Raw genomic sequence first — 15222 nt, forward strand, 5'->3', positions numbered from 1 at the left:
CGGTGAGCACCCGCTGTCTGTCCTCGTTGCCGGCGTTGCGGATCGCAGTGGTCGTGCCCTGTCACAATGAAATGGCGACGATCGACCGGGTCGTCCAGGACTTCCGCGCCAGCCTGCCGACCGCGACGGTCCACGTATTCGACAACAATTCGAACGACGGCACCGCGGAGATCGCGCGCGCCGCGGGCGCCCAAGTCCACCGCGTGCTCCTGCAGGGCAAGGGGCAGGTCGCGCGACGGATGTTCGCGGACGTCGATGCCGACGTGTACCTGATGGTGGACGGCGATGGCACGTACGACGCGGGCGCCGCGCCGGCGCTCGTCGCGCGCATGCTCGAGGACCGGCTGGACATGGTCGTCGGCGCGCGCTGCAGCCACGAGCGCGCTGCGTACCGCGCCGGGCACCGCGCGGGAAACCATCTGCTGACGAAGTGCGCCGGTCTGCTGTTCGGGCGCAGCTTCCGCGACATGCTGTCGGGATACCGCGTCTTCTCGCGCCGCTATGCGAAGTCGTTTCCAGCGCACTCAACCGGCTTCGACATCGAGACCGAGCTCGCCGTGCACGCGCTGCAGCTGCGCATGCCCGTGGCCGAAGTCGACACCGACTACGGCGCGCGCCCCGACGGATCCAGCAGCAAGCTCAACACCTGGCGGGACGGTGCTCGCATCCTGTTGCGCATCGTGCGGCTCTGGAAAAGCGAGCGGCCGATGCTGTTCTTCTCGCTGTGGGCGGCGGCATGCGCGGTGACTTCCATCGTGCTGGCCGTGCCGCTGCTCGAGACGTTTCTCGAGACCGGTCTCGTCCCACGCTTTCCGACGGCGATCCTCTGCGCGGCGCTGATGGTGCTGGCGGGCTTGTCGCTCGTCTGCGGCCTCGTGCTGGATGCGGTCACGCGCGCGCGTGTCGAGCTCAAGCACATGGCCTATCTGTCGGTGCCGCTGCCTCCGCTGATCGAGCCCGGTGATGGGCACTGACCTGTTCGGCCGCGCGACGGACACCCAAGCGACACTGCCGGGTGCACCGGCGCCAGGTCGGGACTTCGCTATCGCGGGTGCCGCTGCGGTGCTGCTGGGCGGGATCGTGTCGCTGCTGCTCGGGCAGGACCGCAACTGGGACCTGCGCAACTATCACCTGTACAACGCCTACGCCTGGCTCGAAGGCCGGATCGGCTTCGATCTCGCGCCCGCGCAGCTCCAGAGCTATTTCACACCGCTGCTCGACGTGCCGTATTTCCTGCTCGTCAGGCATGCAGGCGCGGAATGGGCTGGACTCGCACTCGGTGCATGGCATGGCCTGAATTTCGTGCTTGTGGCTTTGGTGGCGGTGCGGCTGCTCGGCCACGAAACGCGTCCGCAGCGCGTCGCGCTCTGGATTGCGCTCGCGGGATGCACGAGCGCGGCGTTTCTGTCCGAGCTGGGCAACACGATGGGCGACAACACCACGGCGGTGTTCGTCCTTGTGGCGTTGCTTTTATGCTGGCCTGTGCATGCCCGGCCGGTGCGCGACGGCTGGTTATTGGTCGCCGGCGTGTGTCTTGGCACTGCCGTGGCGCTCAAGCTGACCAATGCGATCTACGCGGTCGGTCTGGGCGCCGCACTGCTCGCGCAGCCCGCGCGCCATCGACCCGTGCGCTCATTCGTGTTGCTGAGCGCGAGCGCATCAGCGGCGTTCCTTGTCGTGGCTGGGTCGTGGCACTGGGCGCTGTGGTCTGCCTTCGGCAACCCATTGTTCCCGCAGTTCAACGCTTGGTTCGGCGCGCCGCTCGCGCAGTCGATCGGCGTCGCGGACGCGCAGTGGGGTCCGCGCCACCTCGGGGAGCTGCTGACGTGGCCCTTGGTGTTCACGATCGATCCGGTGCGCGTCGGTACCAGTCCACTGCCTCAGGCGATCTGGGCCGCGCTCTACGTCGCCGCCGCAGCCGTTCTCGTGCGCATGCTCGCGGGGGCGCGTGGAGCAAGGGGCCGGTGGCGAGCTGCATCCGATGAAACTCGCTTCATCTTTGTGTTCTTCATCGTGAGCTTCATTGCCTGGATGCTGGTGTTCAACATCCACCGATATCTGGTGGTGCTGGAGTTGCTTGCGCCGTTGTTGCTGTGGTGCATGCTCCGCCCTCGCTGGCCCCGTTTGGCCCGGTGGGCCGTGATGCTCACGGCGGCCGTGTCGCTGCTGGGATGGAACACCTGGGGCCATGCGCCTTGGAGCGAGCGCGACTTCACTGTCCAGCAGCCTGATGTCTCGGCGGTGCCTACCTCGGCCACCGTGCTGCTTGTGGGCGGAGAGCCGTTGGCATGGATGGTTCCATTCCTCCCCGAGCAATGGCGATACGTCGCAGCCGCGTCGAACTTCCCGGAGTCCTCCGCGTATCGGCGCCGCGTGCTTGCGTTGATGCGGGCGAGCGGCGGCCACGGCTTCGCGATCCTGCCGGCGCACATCGATCGCCAGGCTGCGCATGCAACGCGGATTGACGCGACGGCGCGGCGTTTGGGCTTGGACAGTTGTCAGGAGCTGGGCTGGGTGGCAGCACGCGTCAAGCGGGTCAGCGTCGCGCGCGACGCTGCCGGACGCTGCCGCCTAGCGGCGAACCGGCCTGGTTCGAGTGAGTCGCTTGCGCTCGATCAAGCCACAGCTGCCCAGGCCGTCCAGTCCTTGCGCGCCTACGGACTGGAGCTTGATGCCGAGTCCTGTCGCTTCATGGACGCCCGGATCGGGGCCGAGGCGCGGCCCTATCAGTGGTGCCGCGTGAGCGTCGTGCGCGGCTAGGGCAGCCGAAATCCGGCCTCGCGCAGCAACCGTGCGGTCGCAATCAGCGGCAGCCCGATCAGCGCCGTCGGGTCGACGGTTTCAATCGCGTCGAACAGCGTGATGCCCAATCCCTCGGATTTGAAGCTACCGGCGCAGTCGAGCGGTTGCTCGGCTTCGACGTAGCGCGCGATCTCGTCGCCGTCGAGCGTGCGGAAGCGCACGAGCGTGCGGTCGCACGCTGCGTGGCACCGGCCGTCCGGGTGGCGGAGGGATAGCGCGGTATGGAACACCACGGCGCGGCCCGACATCGCCGCAAGCTGCGCGTGTGCATTCGCGCGGTCACCGGGCTTGCCGAGCGGACGTCCGTCGAGTTCCGCGACCTGGTCCGAGCCGAGCACCCAGGCGTCGCGGGACCGGATCACGGCCCCGGCCTTGGCGTCGGCAAGGCGCACGGCCAGCGCCTGCGGCGCCTCCCCGGGGCGGGGCGTTTCATCCACATCCGGTTGCGCGACGTCGAACGGCACGCGCAGGCGTTCGAGCAGTTCGCGCCGGTATCGCGAGGTGGACGCGAGGACGAGAGGGCGGGTCATGCCATCGGTGCGCGGGCGCGCTCGATCCGTTCGAGCTGATGCTCGATCCGCGAGCGCGCGGTTTCGATCGACGCGCGCACCTCGGCCAGCTGGTCCAAACTCGCGGTCGGCGCGTGGTCGCGCAGCCACAGGCGTTGACGCAGCATTTCGCGCATGGCCTCGCCGACCGGGTCGGCGCCGTCTTCGCCCGCGACCGCTTCAATTTCAGCGCGCGCCACGCGCAGGCGTGACTCGAGCGCATCCGCCGCGTCGAGTACATCGCGCATGATGCGTTGGCGCGGCGTCGGCTCGCGGCGGCGTTGCGCGAGTCGCACGATTACGAAGACGGCCGCTGCGAGCGCGACGAGAATCAGGACGGCGAGGCTGGCAGTCACGGCGCGGTACGGCTCGGGGCGGCGGTGCAGTCTGACGCGCGCGCTACACCGTCGCAAACCCGGGCGCGGCGGGCCCGGCAGCGTCTACACACGGATTTGACAGGGGCCCACGGCGTCACTACCATTCCCCGGCTTATGTCAGCGAACCTGCCCGAGATGTTGGACGCTTGGCGCATGGTCGCAGCGCGACGTGGCGTCGAAGGACGCCTGCCGCTGTCGGCACTTAAGCGCCTGGGCGAGAGTCTGGTCGACGATGAAGGCGAGGTCCGCTTTTCGATCGAGTTCCGCCACGACGCGCTCAAGGTGCCGTATGCCGAACTGCGCATCGAGACCGAACTGCCGCTGCAGTGCCAGCGCACGCTGGAGCGGTTCGTGCTGCCGGTCAGCATCGAGCAGCGGCTGGGCCTGATCCGCAGCGAAGCCGAAGAGGCCGCGCTGCCACCGGGCTACGAGCCGCTGTTGATGCCGGAGGACGGCATGCTGCGCGCAGCGGAGCTGGTCGAGGACGAGCTGATCCTCGCGGTGCCGGTGGTGCCGGTGCGGCCTGACAGCGAGCCAGTCGAGCGCGAGTGGACTGACGGGCAGGCTGCTCCGGATGAGCCGGAACGTCCCAATCCGTTCGCCGCGCTGGCCTCGCTCAAAAAGAATCCGAAGTAAGTTTTACCTGCCTTTTCGACGTTTTCTTGGAGTAATCCCATGGCTGTCCAGAAGTCCCGCGTTTCTCCGTCCAAGCGCGGTATGCGTCGCGCGCACGATGCGCTGTGCCCCAAGCAGCTGGCGACCGACCCCACGAGCGGCGAGACGCATCTTCGCCACCACGTGACGGCTGACGGCTACTACCGTGGCAAGAAGGTCATCAGCACCACGACCAAGGTCGCCGACGAAGAATAAGCAGCGGGTCGCGCGTATGCGCGGACCACGTGCTTCGGGGCCTGGCACCGCCCCGGCCCCGACCGGGCCGGCTGGTCCGATGTATCGAACAAATGCGACCCGCAGGGTCGCATCTGTCTTTGGGGCTCGCGCGTTCATGCATGAGCGCGGCTGCCTGCATGGCGCAGCGGCAGACCGGGGCGCTGGTCGACAAGGGGGCGAGGTCGGATGACCCAGCAGGTTTACGCACGCATTGCCGGCACCGGCAGTTACCTCCCGGAAAAAGTGCTCACGAACGCCGATCTCGCGCAGTTCGTCGACACGAGCGACGAATGGATCGCCGCGCGCACGGGCATTCGCGAACGTCATGTTGCCGCCGAGGGCGAGACGACCTGCGACCTCGCATTCCACGCGGCGTCGCGTGCGCTTGAGGCGGCCGGCATGCGCGCCGACGAGCTCGACCTCATCGTGCTCGGCACCACCACGCCCGACATCATTTTCCCGTCGACCGCGTGCCTGTTGCAGCATCGCCTCGGCGCAACCGGTTGCCCTGCGTTCGACGTGAATGCAGCGTGCTCGGGCTTCGTCTACGCGCTCACGATCGCCGACAAGTTCATTCGTTCTGGCGCGGCCAAGACCGCGCTCGTCGTCGGCGCGGAGACGCTCACGCGCATGCTCGACTGGTCGGACCGCTCGACGTGCGTTGTATTCGGCGACGGCGCCGGCGCGGTCGTCCTGAAGGCCGACAGTGAAACCGGCATCCTCAGCACGCACCTGCATGCGGACGGCAGCAAGAAGGAGCTGCTCTACAACCCGGTCGGTGTCTCCGTGGGCTTCAAGCCCGAGGAACATAACGCTGGCGTCAAGGTGCTGATGACCGGCAACGAGGTCTTCAAGTACGCGGTTAAGGCGCTCGACTCCGTCGTTGAGGAAACGCTCGAGGCGAACGGCCTTGATCGCCACGAGATCGATTGGTTGATTCCCCACCAAGCGAACCTGCGCATCATCGAGGCGACCGCCAAGCGGCTGGACATGCCGATGGAGCGGGTTGTGGTCACCGTCGACAAGCACGGCAACACGTCGTCGGGCTCGGTGCCGCTTGCCCTTGACGAAGCCGTGCGCTCGGGGCGCGTCCAGCGCGGTCACCTGCTGTTGCTCGAGGCATTCGGCGGCGGGTTTACCTGGGGCTCGGCGCTCGTGCGCTATTGAGTGCACTTCAAGCACGATTTGGCGACGCCCCCGAAAGGGGGCGTTTTCATGTGCGAGGACGGCGAATCGAATCCGGAAGCACGCGCGTGCGCGACGCGGTTGAAGCGGACTGTACGCGTCAGTACAGACGGCGCCGGGGGATCGCCCGTATCATGCCGCGTCCTTCGCACCGGGTGCCTGCGTGACCGCCACTGTCGCCATCGATCCGCAACTCGCGTTTGTCTTCCCGGGGCAGGGGTCGCAGTCCGTCGGGATGCTTGCGGATCTGGCCGGACACAATGCGCTCATCGAGCAGACGTTTTCCGAAGCCAGCGAAGGCGCCGACGTCGATCTGTGGGCGCTGAGCCAGCAGGGTCCCGAAGCGCAGCTCAACACCACTGAATTCACGCAGCCGGCGCTGCTTGCCGCGGGCGTCGCCACGTGGCGGCTGTGGTGCGCCGGCGAGCGCGCCCGTCCGGCGATGCTCGCTGGCCACAGTCTCGGCGAATACAGCGCACTCGTCGCCGCCGGCGTGCTGTCGCTCGCCGATGCCGCGCGCCTCGTTCGCCTGCGCGGTCGACTGATGCAGGACGCCGCGCCCGCTCGCACAGGTGCGATGGCCGCGGTGCTCGGCGCCGACGACGCACTCGTGCAGGACGTCTGCGCCTCTGTTTCGGGCGACCATGTCGTCGTGCCGGCCAATTTCAATTCGCCGGGCCAGATTGTGATCGGCGGACACACCGACGCAGTCGATGCTGCGCTCGCGCAACTTGCCGAGCGCGGCGTGCGGAAGACCGTGAAGCTTGCTGTCAGCGTCCCGTCGCACACGCCGCTGATGCGCGAAGCGGCAAACCGGCTCGCGGAAGCGATGGCAGAACTTACGTGGCACGCTCCCGCGCTGCCGGTCGTGCAGAACGTCGACGCGGAAGTGCACGAGGGTGCGGAATCGATTCGCGATGCGCTCGTCCGACAGCTCTACTTGCCGGTGCGTTGGACGGAATGCGTCCAAGCGCTCGCGCAACGCGGTGCGATCCGCATCGGCGAGTGCGGTCCCGGCAAGGTGCTCACTGGGCTGGTCAAGCGTATCGACAAGACGATCGATGCGCGCGCCCTAGGCACGCAAGCGGAGTTCGACGCCGCGGCAACCGAGTGGTCGACGCGCTGAAGCCCACGCATTCGATGAAACGGCGGCCATCGCAAGGTCGCAACGAAGGAGAAGGACGAGCATGACCCAGACGCTGCAGGGCGAAATCGCCCTCGTCACCGGCGCGAGCCGCGGCATCGGCGCCGCGATTGCGGACGAGCTCGCCGCGCAGGGCGCGACCGTAATCGGCACCGCGACGAGCGAGAACGGCGCGAACGCCATCGGCGAGCGCCTCTCGACCCATGGCGGCCACGGCCGCGTGCTCGACGTGTCGGACGCGGCGTCGATCGAATCTCTGCTCGACTCGATCGCGAAGGAGATCGGTCCGATCTCCGTGCTGGTGAACAACGCCGGCATCACGCGTGACAACCTGCTGATGCGCATGAAGGACGAGGACTGGCAGGCAATCATCGATACCAACCTCACCAGCGTGTTCCGCACCAGCAAGGCGGTGATGCGCTCGATGATGAAGGCGCGTAAAGGCCGCATCATCAACATCGCGTCCGTCATCGGCGTGACAGGCAACGCGGGGCAGGCAAACTACGCAGCGGCGAAAGCCGGCATCATCGCCTTCAGCAAGTCGCTCGCGAAGGAGATCGGCTCGCGCGGCGTGACGGTGAACGTGGTCGCACCCGGCTTCATCGACACCGACATGACGCGCTCGCTGCCCGACGATGCGAAGAATGCGATGCTCGGGCAGATCGCGCTTGGCCGCTTCGGCGAGCCGGCGGACATCGCGCGCGCGGTCGCGTTTCTTGCGGGGCCCTCGGCGGCGTACATCACCGGCGAGACGCTGCACGTCAACGGCGGGATGTACATGCCGTAACCGAATCCGGCGCGCGCATGCTCGAGTCAAGCATGCTCGCGCCGCACCCCGGATGTTCTTGCGAACGTCCGGCTTCCATTAGACTATTCCGTCGAACATTCCCGTCCGGGAGGAGAGAAAATCCATGAGCAGCATCGAAGAGCGCGTCAAGAAGATCGTGGTCGAACAGCTGGGCGTGAAGGAAGAAGACGTCACCAACAACGCTTCGTTCGTCGACGACCTCGGCGCCGACTCGCTCGACACCGTCGAACTCGTGATGGCGTTGGAAGAAGAGTTCGAGTGCGAGATTCCGGACGAAGAAGCCGAGAAGATCACCTCGGTGCAGCAGGCGATCGATTACGTCAAGGCGCACGTCAAGTCGTAATCCGCCGAGCACGCGGCGTTCCGGGCGACGATGCATTCGCGCTCGTGACCGTTTGACCGGGGCCGCATTGCGGCCCCGCGTCGTTGAAGACCCTGGCCATCGCGCGCCTTGTCGGCTCTGAAACCGGCGCAGCATTTTCCGCGCGTGCGGCGGCTAGCGTCGCCGCGGCGGTGCCAGTCACCCGATCATCTGCCGATCCGGCCCCGCCGGGGGCATCCGTTGAGGGAGTTCGTCATGTCCCATCGCTCGGCCACTTCGCGCCGCGTCGTCGTCACCGGCCTCGGCCTCGTTTCGCCCCTCGGCAACGACGTCACGAGCAGCTGGGACGGCATCGTCAACGGCCGTTCGGGCATCGGTCCGATCACCCATTTCGACGCGTCCAACTTCAGCACCCGCATCGCGGGTGAGGTGCGCGACTTCGACGTCACCCGCTGGGTGAACTCGAAGGATGCGCGGAAGATGGATCCGTTCATCCACTACGGCATCGCCGCATCGCTGATGGCGTTGCAGGATGCCGGGCTCGAAATCACCGAGTCGAACGCCGAGCGCGTTGGCGCGCTCCTGGGCTCGGGCATCGGCGGCATCCTCGGCATCGAGGAGCAGACGGTGAAGTTTGCCGAGGGCGGCCCGCGGAAGATCTCGCCGTTCTATGTGCCGAGCACGATCATCAACATGCTGCCGGGCCAGCTCTCGCTGATCACCGGCATGAAGGGGCCGAACTTCTCGGCCGTATCGGCGTGCGCGACGTCGAACCACTCGCTTGGCATGGCGATGCGCATGATCCAATACGGCGACGCGGACGTGATGGTGGCCGGCGGCGCCGAGCGCGGCTCGTCGCCGACGTCGATGGGCGGCTTCTGCTCGATGAAGGCGATGAGCACCCGCAATGACGACCCCGCGCGCGCATCGCGCCCCTGGGACGAGGGCCGCGATGGCTTCGTGATGGGCGACGGCGCCGGCGTGCTGGTGCTCGAGGAGTACGAATACGCGAAGGCGCGCGGCGCACGCATCTACTGCGAGCTCGCGGGCTTCGGCGCGACGTCGGACGCGTACCACATGACCGCGCCGAGCGAGACCGGCGAAGGTGCGGCTCGCTGCATGGTGAACGCGCTGCGGGACGCGGGCGTCGATGCGGGCGACGTCGGCTACGTTAATGCGCACGGCACGTCGACGCCGCTTGGCGACCTTGCCGAAACGATGGCAATCAAGGCCGCGCTCGGTGAGCATGCGTACCGCACGATGGTCAGCTCGACCAAATCGATGACCGGTCACCTGCTCGGCGCGGCCGGCGGGGCGGAAGCGGTGTTCTCCGTGCTCGCGCTGCACACGGGCGTCATCCCGCCCACGATCAACCTCGAGAATCCGAGCGCGGGTTGCGACCTCGACTACGTGCCGAACGTCGCGCGGGAAGCGAAGGTCGACGTTGCAGTGTCGAACGGCTTCGGTTTCGGCGGCACGAACGGCACGTTGGTGTTCCGCCGCGTCTGAGCGGCGCCTGCGTGGCGGGTAGCCGGGCCAGCAATGTCCCGGCCGGCGCTGCGGGTCGACGCAGCCACTGCGATCGACGTGGCCCGCGTCCAGGGCCCACGCGCCACGATGCGTAACCTCGCGGCTTGAGAAGAGTCACGCTGCACTCGCCTTTTCGCGCCGCCTGACGGGCGGTTCGCCGCGATCGGCAATCGAGCGTTACCGCCGCGCGTGTACGACAATGCCGGCATGTCACTGACCCGCCCGTTGTCGAATCTGGATCTGCTCGACCTGCATCGCCTTGCGCCTGCGCGCTACCCGGTGCTGCTCGAATCCTCCGCCTCTGGCACCGCGCAGGGCCGCTGGGACCTGCTGCTTCTGAGCGACGGGGAATGCCTGGAACTTGATGCGGATGGCGTCGTCCGGAACACGGCAGGCGAGGCGCGGGGCGCGGACTTCTTCCACGAACTCGACACGGCGTGGCGACGCGAGCGCGTCGGCCACGACGCACACGATCCGACGGGCCTGCCGTTTGCCGGTGGCTGGGCGGTGCTGCTGGCGTACGAGTGCGCCGCGCAGGTCGAGCCCGTGCTCGCACTGCCGACCCCGCATGACGACGGGCCTGTGGCGGTCGCGTTGCGGTGTCCAGCGGCCGTGCTGCGTGATCGACGCACCGGCGCCTGCACTGCGGTGTGCGAGCCCGGCGCGCAGGCATGGCTTGATCGCATCGTCGACGACGCGCACCGCGTGGCGGCGCTTGCCCCGGCGGCGGCGTGGACACCGCCTCAGGCGATCGACGAGGCGCCGGCGGACCGGTTCACGGACGGGGCGCGGCGCGTGCTCGAGTACCTAGCTGCGGGCGACGTGTTCCAGGTGAACCTGTCGCGTGGCTGGGCCGCGCGCTTCGCGCAGACGCCGGCGCCGGACGCGCTGTTTCGGCGCCTGCGGGAGCACAACCCGGCGCCGTTCGCGGGCATCTTCCTGCACAAGGGGCGAGCGGTCGTGAGCGCATCCCCCGAGCGGCTCGTGTCCGTGCGGGGCGACGTCGTGGAGACGCGGCCGATCGCCGGGACGCGGCCGCGGGTGGCCGGCGACGACGATGCCCTGCGCATCGGCGAGCTCGTCGGCCATCCGAAGGAGCGCGCCGAGCACGTGATGCTGATCGACCTGGAGCGCAACGACCTCGGCCGCGTGTGCGCGCCGGGCACCGTCGAGGTCGATGAGCTCATGACGGTCGAGAGCTATGCGCACGTGCACCACATCGTCAGCAACGTCCGCGGCAGGCTGCGTGCCGGCGTGACGCCGGGCGAGGTCATCCGCGCCGTGTTTCCGGGTGGGACCATCACCGGCTGTCCGAAGGTGCGGTGCATGCAGATCATTGCCGAGCTCGAAGGCGAGCCGCGCGGCGCGTACACCGGCGCCATGGGCTGGCTTGCGCACGACGGCGACATGGATCTCAACATCCTGATCCGAAGCGCGACGCTCGAGGGCGACGCACTACGTTTCCGCACCGGCGCCGGCATCGTCATCGACTCCGATCCCGATCGCGAACTTGAAGAGACACGCGCGAAAGCGCGCGGGATGCTGCGTGCGCTCGGCTGATCGCGCGCGGATGCATCGGACGTGCGTGGCGTGAGGCCCGGCGACGGCGCGGCCGCTGCCGTGGGCTTCCACGGTAGAGAACGGATTGACGCATGGCCGCTCGCGGACCGCGGCGCGGCGTACGGCGATGGACTGTTCGAAACCATGCGCGCACACGAGGGCCACGTGCCGTGGTGGGACGCGCACTGGACGCGACTCGAGGGCGGCGCGCGCCGGCTGGGTTTTGCACTCCCGGAGCGATGCCGCGTGGAAGCCGAGGCGCAGGAATTGCTTGCAGGCGGCGGCGGCGTGCTCAAGCTCGTCGTCACCCGCGGAAGCGGCGGCCGCGGCTACATGCCGCCGGCCGATGCCGAGCCGAGCTGGGCGCTTTCGCGCCACGCGTTGCCCGCGGCCGCGCCGACCGGCGGGCTCGTGCTGCGCTGGTGCACGCTGCGGCTCGCTGTCCAGCCGGCGCTCGCGAGCATCAAGCACTGCAACCGTCTCGAACAGGTCCTCGCCCGGGGTGAGTGGTCCGACCCGGCCGTGCACGAAGGTCTGCTGACCGACGCGGACGACCACCTCGTGTGCGCGACGGCCGCGAACGTGTTCGTGCTGCGCGACGGACGTTGGCAGACGCCGTTCGTCGATCGCTGCGGTGTCGCCGGCGTCTGCCGCGGCTGGGCCATCGAGCGGCTCGGCGCCGCTGAGGCACGGCTGTCGAGGGCGGACGTCGAGCAGGCCGATGCGGTGTTCGTGTGCAACGCGGTGCGCGGTATCCTGCCGGTCGCTCAGCTTGGCGAGCGCACATGGCCGCCGCACCCGCAGGTGCGCGCGCTGCGCGAACGCCTCGCTGACGAACATCCCGCCTTCGCCCTGGAGCTTTCGTGACCCGGAAACGTGCGTCCTTCGGTGGACTGGTCCTGCTGCTGTTGATTGCGCTCGGCATTGCCGGTGTTTGGGCTTGGCAGCGCTATACGGGCTTCGCAGACGCGCCGCTTGCGGGTATCGAGGAAGGCGAAACACTCGTCATCGAACGCGGCGACGCGTTGACGAGCGTGCTGCGCAAGCTGCGCGAGGTGGGTGTCGAAAACGGGCAGGCGTTCGAGTGGAGCGCGCTGGCCAAGCAGCTCGGAGCGGCCGACCGGCTGCAAGTGGGCGAGTACCGGCTCGAACCCGGCATGACACCGCGTGAACTGCTCACGCAGATGCGCGAAGGTCGCGTCGTGCAGCGGCGCGTCACGATCGTGGAAGGCTGGAACATCCGCGAACTCCGCGCGGCCCTCGCGCGGGCCGAGCCGCTCGAGCAGGAGGCCGCGAAGATGAGCGATGCCGAGCTCATGAAGGCGCTCGGCCATGCGGGCCAGCATCCCGAAGGCCGCTTCCTGCCAGAGACCTACCTCTACACGACCGGCGACAGCGATCTCGATGTCCTCGGCCGGGCCCATGCCGCGATGGAGAAGGCGCTCGCCGAAGCCTGGGCGCGCCGTCGTCCCGACAGCGTCCTGAAGTCGCCCGAGGAGATGCTGACGCTTGCATCAATCGTCGAAAAGGAAACGGGAGTTGCCGAAGAGCGGCCTCGCATCGCCGGATTGTTCGAGCGGCGACTGCGCATCGGCATGCGCCTGCAGACCGATCCGACGGTGATCTACGGCATCGGCGCGTCGTACGACGGAAACATCCGCAAGCGCGACCTGCAGACGGACACGCCGTACAACACCTACACGCGCGCCGGCCTTCCGCCGACGCCGATTGCGATGCCCGGTGTGGACGCGCTCAACGCGGTCGCGCAGCCGGCGGACGGCGACGCGCTGTATTTCGTCGCGGTCGGCGACGGCAGCGGGCGACACCTCTTTGCGAAGTCGCTCGCCGAGCACGAGGCGAACGTGGCGCAGTACCTGCGCAATTACCGCGCGGCCCGCAAGGCAGCGCAGTGACGGCAGCCGCGTCTGCGCTCGGCCGTCCGGCGCGGTTCATCAGCCTTGAAGGCGGTGAGGGCGCGGGCAAGTCGACCGTGCTCGCCGCATTGCGGGCGGCGCTGGAGGCGCGCGGGGAAACCGTCGTCTGCACGCGCGAGCCCGGCGGCACGCCGCTCGCCGAGCGCATCCGCGGCCTGTTGCTGCAGGCCGATGGTGACGCGCCGACGCCGCCCGCCGAGTTGCTGCTGATGTTCGCGGCCAGGGCTCAACTCGTTTCGACGGTGATCGCGCCCGCGCTGGCGCGCGGTGACTGGGTTCTCAGCGATCGCTTCACCGACGCAAGCCATGTGTACCAGGGCGCGGCGCGCGGCGGCGATGCAGCGCTCATCGAGACGCTCGAGCGTCGCGTCGTCGGCATCGAGCCTGCGATGACGCTGCTGCTCGACGTGCCTGTCGCCGTGGGTCGTGCACGCATCGCCGGCCGGGGCGCGCCCGATCGCATCGAAGCCGAGCACGACGCGTTCTTCGACACGGTGCGCGGCGCATACCTGGCGCGGGCCACGCAACACGCCGAGCGCTTCCGCGTCGTCGATGCATCACGCCCGGCGGACGAGGTCGCCGAGGCTGCCGTCGCGCACCTGCGCGCGCATCTGGAGGCGATGGGATGACGGCGTTCGCGCCCTGGCAGCAGCGCATGCACGATCGCGCGGCCGCCGCGCTCGACGCCGGGCGCCTCGGGCACGGCCTGCTGTTCGCGGGGCCCGCCCGGCTCGGCAAACGCGCGGTTGCCGAACGGCTCGCGCAGCGCGTGCTGTGCCTGGCTCGGCCGCCGGGCGGCGATCCGTGCGGAGTCTGCCGCGGGTGCCGGCTGTTCGCCCAGCGCCACCAGCGCGATCCCGTCGAGTTGCGCGGAGACGGCTCGCTCGCGCAGCCGTTCGGTCACAGCACGCACCCGGATTTCCTGCTGATCGGACTCGAGCACAACGACAAGGCGCGCCCGCCGAAGATGCGGGGCGAGATCGTGATCGAGCAGATGCGTCGGCTCGGCGAGGAGCTGGCGCTGACGCCGCAGTTCGGGGAAGCGCGCGTGGCGATCATCGATCCGGCCGATGCGATCAACCATGCCGCCTGCAATGCGCTGCTCAAGACGCTCGAGGAGCCGGTGCCGGGGCGTTATCTGTGGCTCGTCAGCGCGCATCCGGTGCGCCTGCCGGCGACGGTGCGCAGCCGGTGCCAAAGGCTCGAATTCACGCTGCCGGCGGCGGACGAGTCGTTGCAGTGGCTGCTCGACTGCGGTTTCGCGGACTCCGCTGCTCGCGAGGCGCTGGAAGCCGCGCGTGGTCATCCGGGCATCGCGCGCGAGTGGCTTGAAGGCGATGGGCTGGCGCTCCGGCGCGAGGTGGCGGCCGACCTCCAGCGCATCGCGCGGGGCGAAGCGGGTGCGGTCGAGGTGGCACAACGATGGATCGCGGATGGCCAAGCCTCGCTGCGGCTCGTGCACGCGGCCGACCTGGCAGCCGCCGAAGCCGCCGGCTTGACCGATGCGCAGCGCGTGCGCAGTCTGGGGGTCTGGTTCGACCACGCAAACCGGGTGCGCGAGCAGTTGCGCACGACGGTCCGCGCGGATCTGGCCGTGGTGGAATTGCTGATGGCCTGGCGCAGCGGCGTCGGGCATGGAACAGGCGGCGCAGCCGCGGGAGGACGACGGCGATGAGCGCGACGGGCGGTGGGGCGCGCCAGGGCATCCTGAACCTGGCGATCAAGGACAAGGCGGCGCTGTACGGCGCGTACATGCCCTACATCAAGAGCGGCGGCATCTTCGTGCAGACGCCGAAGCGCTACTTTCTTGGCGACGAAGTGTTCCTGTTGCTGACGTTGCCCGAGTCCACCGAGCGCTTGCCCATCGCGGGCAAGGTCGTGTGGGTCACCCCGGCGGGCGCGCAGGGCAATCGTCCCGCAGGCATCGGCGTGCAGTTCCCCGAGACGCCCGACGGCGAGGCCGTGCGCGGCAAGATCGAGACGCTGCTCGCGGGCCAACTCGGCGCGGACCGCGGCACGTATACGATGTAGCCGAGACGGCTGCGGTTCGGCGCGCATCGCGCCGCCGCCTTGGGCAACGACTACTCCTCGCGCCACCGGACCTCCGGTGGCGCGCTTGTT

At 68.7% G+C, this 15222-nt stretch carries 17 protein-coding genes; 15 read left to right on the top strand and 2 right to left on the bottom strand.

What is annotated here, in order from left to right:
* Positions 1 to 71: 71 nt before the first annotated feature.
* Positions 72 to 974: a glycosyltransferase gene (locus IE075_RS01190; RefSeq protein ID WP_229792254.1), complete on the top strand. Its 903-nt coding sequence runs from the start codon at positions 72 to 74 to the stop codon at positions 972 to 974.
* Positions 964 to 2760 carry a glycosyltransferase 87 family protein gene (locus IE075_RS01195; RefSeq protein WP_189452510.1) on the top strand — a complete coding sequence of 599 codons (1797 nt, stop codon included), beginning with the start codon at positions 964 to 966 and terminating at the stop codon, positions 2758 to 2760. Before IE075_RS01190 ends, IE075_RS01195 begins: the two co-directional genes overlap by 11 nt.
* Here the strand turns inward: IE075_RS01195 and IE075_RS01200 are convergent.
* Together IE075_RS01200 and IE075_RS01205 are read right to left on the bottom strand one after the other, a co-directional pair.
* Entirely contained in the window at positions 2757 to 3332 is a 576-nt protein-coding gene (locus tag IE075_RS01200) for a Maf family protein (protein WP_189452511.1), read from the bottom strand. The genes IE075_RS01195 and IE075_RS01200 overlap by 4 nt on opposite strands.
* A complete protein-coding gene (locus tag IE075_RS01205) occupies positions 3329 to 3706 on the bottom strand; it encodes a hypothetical protein (RefSeq protein ID WP_189452513.1) in 378 nt (125 codons plus the stop codon). Before IE075_RS01205 ends, IE075_RS01200 begins: the two co-directional genes overlap by 4 nt.
* A gap of 135 nt (positions 3707 to 3841) precedes the next feature.
* Here IE075_RS01205 and IE075_RS01210 point away from each other — a divergent pair, with 135 nt between their 5' ends.
* The 13 genes from IE075_RS01210 to IE075_RS01270 all read left to right on the top strand — a co-directional run bounded on the left by IE075_RS01210 (position 3842) and on the right by IE075_RS01270 (position 15132).
* Positions 3842 to 4363 (top strand): YceD family protein, encoded by a 522-nt coding sequence (locus IE075_RS01210; RefSeq protein ID WP_189452515.1) that lies wholly within the window; start codon positions 3842 to 3844, stop codon positions 4361 to 4363.
* 39 nt (positions 4364 to 4402) lie between these two features.
* The gene (gene rpmF, locus IE075_RS01215; protein WP_189452517.1) at positions 4403 to 4597 is read left to right on the top strand and encodes a 50S ribosomal protein L32; all 195 of its coding nucleotides are present in this window, start codon (positions 4403 to 4405) and stop codon (positions 4595 to 4597) included.
* Positions 4598 to 4804: 207 nt separating this feature from the next.
* The gene (locus tag IE075_RS01220; protein ID WP_189452519.1) at positions 4805 to 5785 is read left to right on the top strand and encodes a beta-ketoacyl-ACP synthase III; all 981 of its coding nucleotides are present in this window, start codon (positions 4805 to 4807) and stop codon (positions 5783 to 5785) included.
* 181 nt (positions 5786 to 5966) lie between these two features.
* On the top strand, positions 5967 to 6929 hold the full coding sequence (gene fabD / locus IE075_RS01225; RefSeq protein WP_268244900.1) for an ACP S-malonyltransferase: 963 nt from the start codon (positions 5967 to 5969) through the stop codon (positions 6927 to 6929).
* A gap of 61 nt (positions 6930 to 6990) precedes the next feature.
* Positions 6991 to 7734: a 3-oxoacyl-ACP reductase FabG gene (gene fabG, locus IE075_RS01230; RefSeq protein ID WP_189452520.1), complete on the top strand. Its 744-nt coding sequence runs from the start codon at positions 6991 to 6993 to the stop codon at positions 7732 to 7734.
* A 124-nt stretch (positions 7735 to 7858) separates the two neighbouring features.
* Positions 7859 to 8098: an acyl carrier protein gene (gene acpP, locus IE075_RS01235; RefSeq protein ID WP_189452523.1), complete on the top strand. Its 240-nt coding sequence runs from the start codon at positions 7859 to 7861 to the stop codon at positions 8096 to 8098.
* A 234-nt stretch (positions 8099 to 8332) separates the two neighbouring features.
* The gene (fabF, locus tag IE075_RS01240; protein WP_189452525.1) at positions 8333 to 9586 is read left to right on the top strand and encodes a beta-ketoacyl-ACP synthase II; all 1254 of its coding nucleotides are present in this window, start codon (positions 8333 to 8335) and stop codon (positions 9584 to 9586) included.
* Positions 9587 to 9814: 228 nt separating this feature from the next.
* A complete protein-coding gene (locus IE075_RS01245; RefSeq protein WP_189452527.1) occupies positions 9815 to 11167 on the top strand; it encodes an aminodeoxychorismate synthase component I in 1353 nt (450 codons plus the stop codon).
* A 30-nt stretch (positions 11168 to 11197) separates the two neighbouring features.
* Positions 11198 to 12034 carry an aminodeoxychorismate lyase gene (gene pabC / locus IE075_RS01250; RefSeq protein ID WP_189452529.1) on the top strand — a complete coding sequence of 279 codons (837 nt, stop codon included), beginning with the start codon at positions 11198 to 11200 and terminating at the stop codon, positions 12032 to 12034.
* A complete protein-coding gene (mltG, locus tag IE075_RS01255; RefSeq protein WP_189452531.1) occupies positions 12031 to 13080 on the top strand; it encodes an endolytic transglycosylase MltG in 1050 nt (349 codons plus the stop codon). The genes pabC and mltG overlap by 4 nt, the downstream gene beginning before the upstream one ends.
* On the top strand, positions 13077 to 13730 hold the full coding sequence (gene tmk / locus IE075_RS01260) for a dTMP kinase (RefSeq protein ID WP_189452533.1): 654 nt from the start codon (positions 13077 to 13079) through the stop codon (positions 13728 to 13730). Before mltG ends, tmk begins: the two co-directional genes overlap by 4 nt.
* The gene (locus IE075_RS01265) at positions 13727 to 14776 is read left to right on the top strand and encodes a DNA polymerase III subunit delta' (RefSeq protein ID WP_189452535.1); all 1050 of its coding nucleotides are present in this window, start codon (positions 13727 to 13729) and stop codon (positions 14774 to 14776) included. Before tmk ends, IE075_RS01265 begins: the two co-directional genes overlap by 4 nt.
* Positions 14773 to 15132 carry a PilZ domain-containing protein gene (locus IE075_RS01270; RefSeq protein ID WP_189452537.1) on the top strand — a complete coding sequence of 120 codons (360 nt, stop codon included), beginning with the start codon at positions 14773 to 14775 and terminating at the stop codon, positions 15130 to 15132. The genes IE075_RS01265 and IE075_RS01270 overlap by 4 nt, the downstream gene beginning before the upstream one ends.
* Positions 15133 to 15222 lie beyond the last annotated feature (90 nt).

Origin of the sequence: Cognatilysobacter bugurensis (assembly GCF_014652095.1) — a bacterium.
Lineage (GTDB): Bacteria > Pseudomonadota > Gammaproteobacteria > Xanthomonadales > Xanthomonadaceae > Cognatilysobacter > Cognatilysobacter bugurensis.

Coding starts and splice junctions, on each gene's coding strand:
- IE075_RS01190 (WP_229792254.1), top strand. CDS start 72: ATGGCGACGATCGACCGGGTCGTCCAGGACTTCCGCGCCAGCCTGCCG.
- IE075_RS01195 (WP_189452510.1), top strand. CDS start 964: ATGGGCACTGACCTGTTCGGCCGCGCGACGGACACCCAAGCGACACTG.
- IE075_RS01200 (WP_189452511.1), bottom strand. CDS start 3,332: ATGACCCGCCCTCTCGTCCTCGCGTCCACCTCGCGATACCGGCGCGAA.
- IE075_RS01210 (WP_189452515.1), top strand. CDS start 3,842: ATGTCAGCGAACCTGCCCGAGATGTTGGACGCTTGGCGCATGGTCGCA.
- rpmF (WP_189452517.1), top strand. CDS start 4,403: ATGGCTGTCCAGAAGTCCCGCGTTTCTCCGTCCAAGCGCGGTATGCGT.
- IE075_RS01220 (WP_189452519.1), top strand. CDS start 4,805: ATGACCCAGCAGGTTTACGCACGCATTGCCGGCACCGGCAGTTACCTC.
- fabG (WP_189452520.1), top strand. CDS start 6,991: ATGACCCAGACGCTGCAGGGCGAAATCGCCCTCGTCACCGGCGCGAGC.
- acpP (WP_189452523.1), top strand. CDS start 7,859: ATGAGCAGCATCGAAGAGCGCGTCAAGAAGATCGTGGTCGAACAGCTG.
- fabF (WP_189452525.1), top strand. CDS start 8,333: ATGTCCCATCGCTCGGCCACTTCGCGCCGCGTCGTCGTCACCGGCCTC.
- IE075_RS01245 (WP_189452527.1), top strand. CDS start 9,815: ATGTCACTGACCCGCCCGTTGTCGAATCTGGATCTGCTCGACCTGCAT.
- IE075_RS01265 (WP_189452535.1), top strand. CDS start 13,727: ATGACGGCGTTCGCGCCCTGGCAGCAGCGCATGCACGATCGCGCGGCC.
- IE075_RS01270 (WP_189452537.1), top strand. CDS start 14,773: ATGAGCGCGACGGGCGGTGGGGCGCGCCAGGGCATCCTGAACCTGGCG.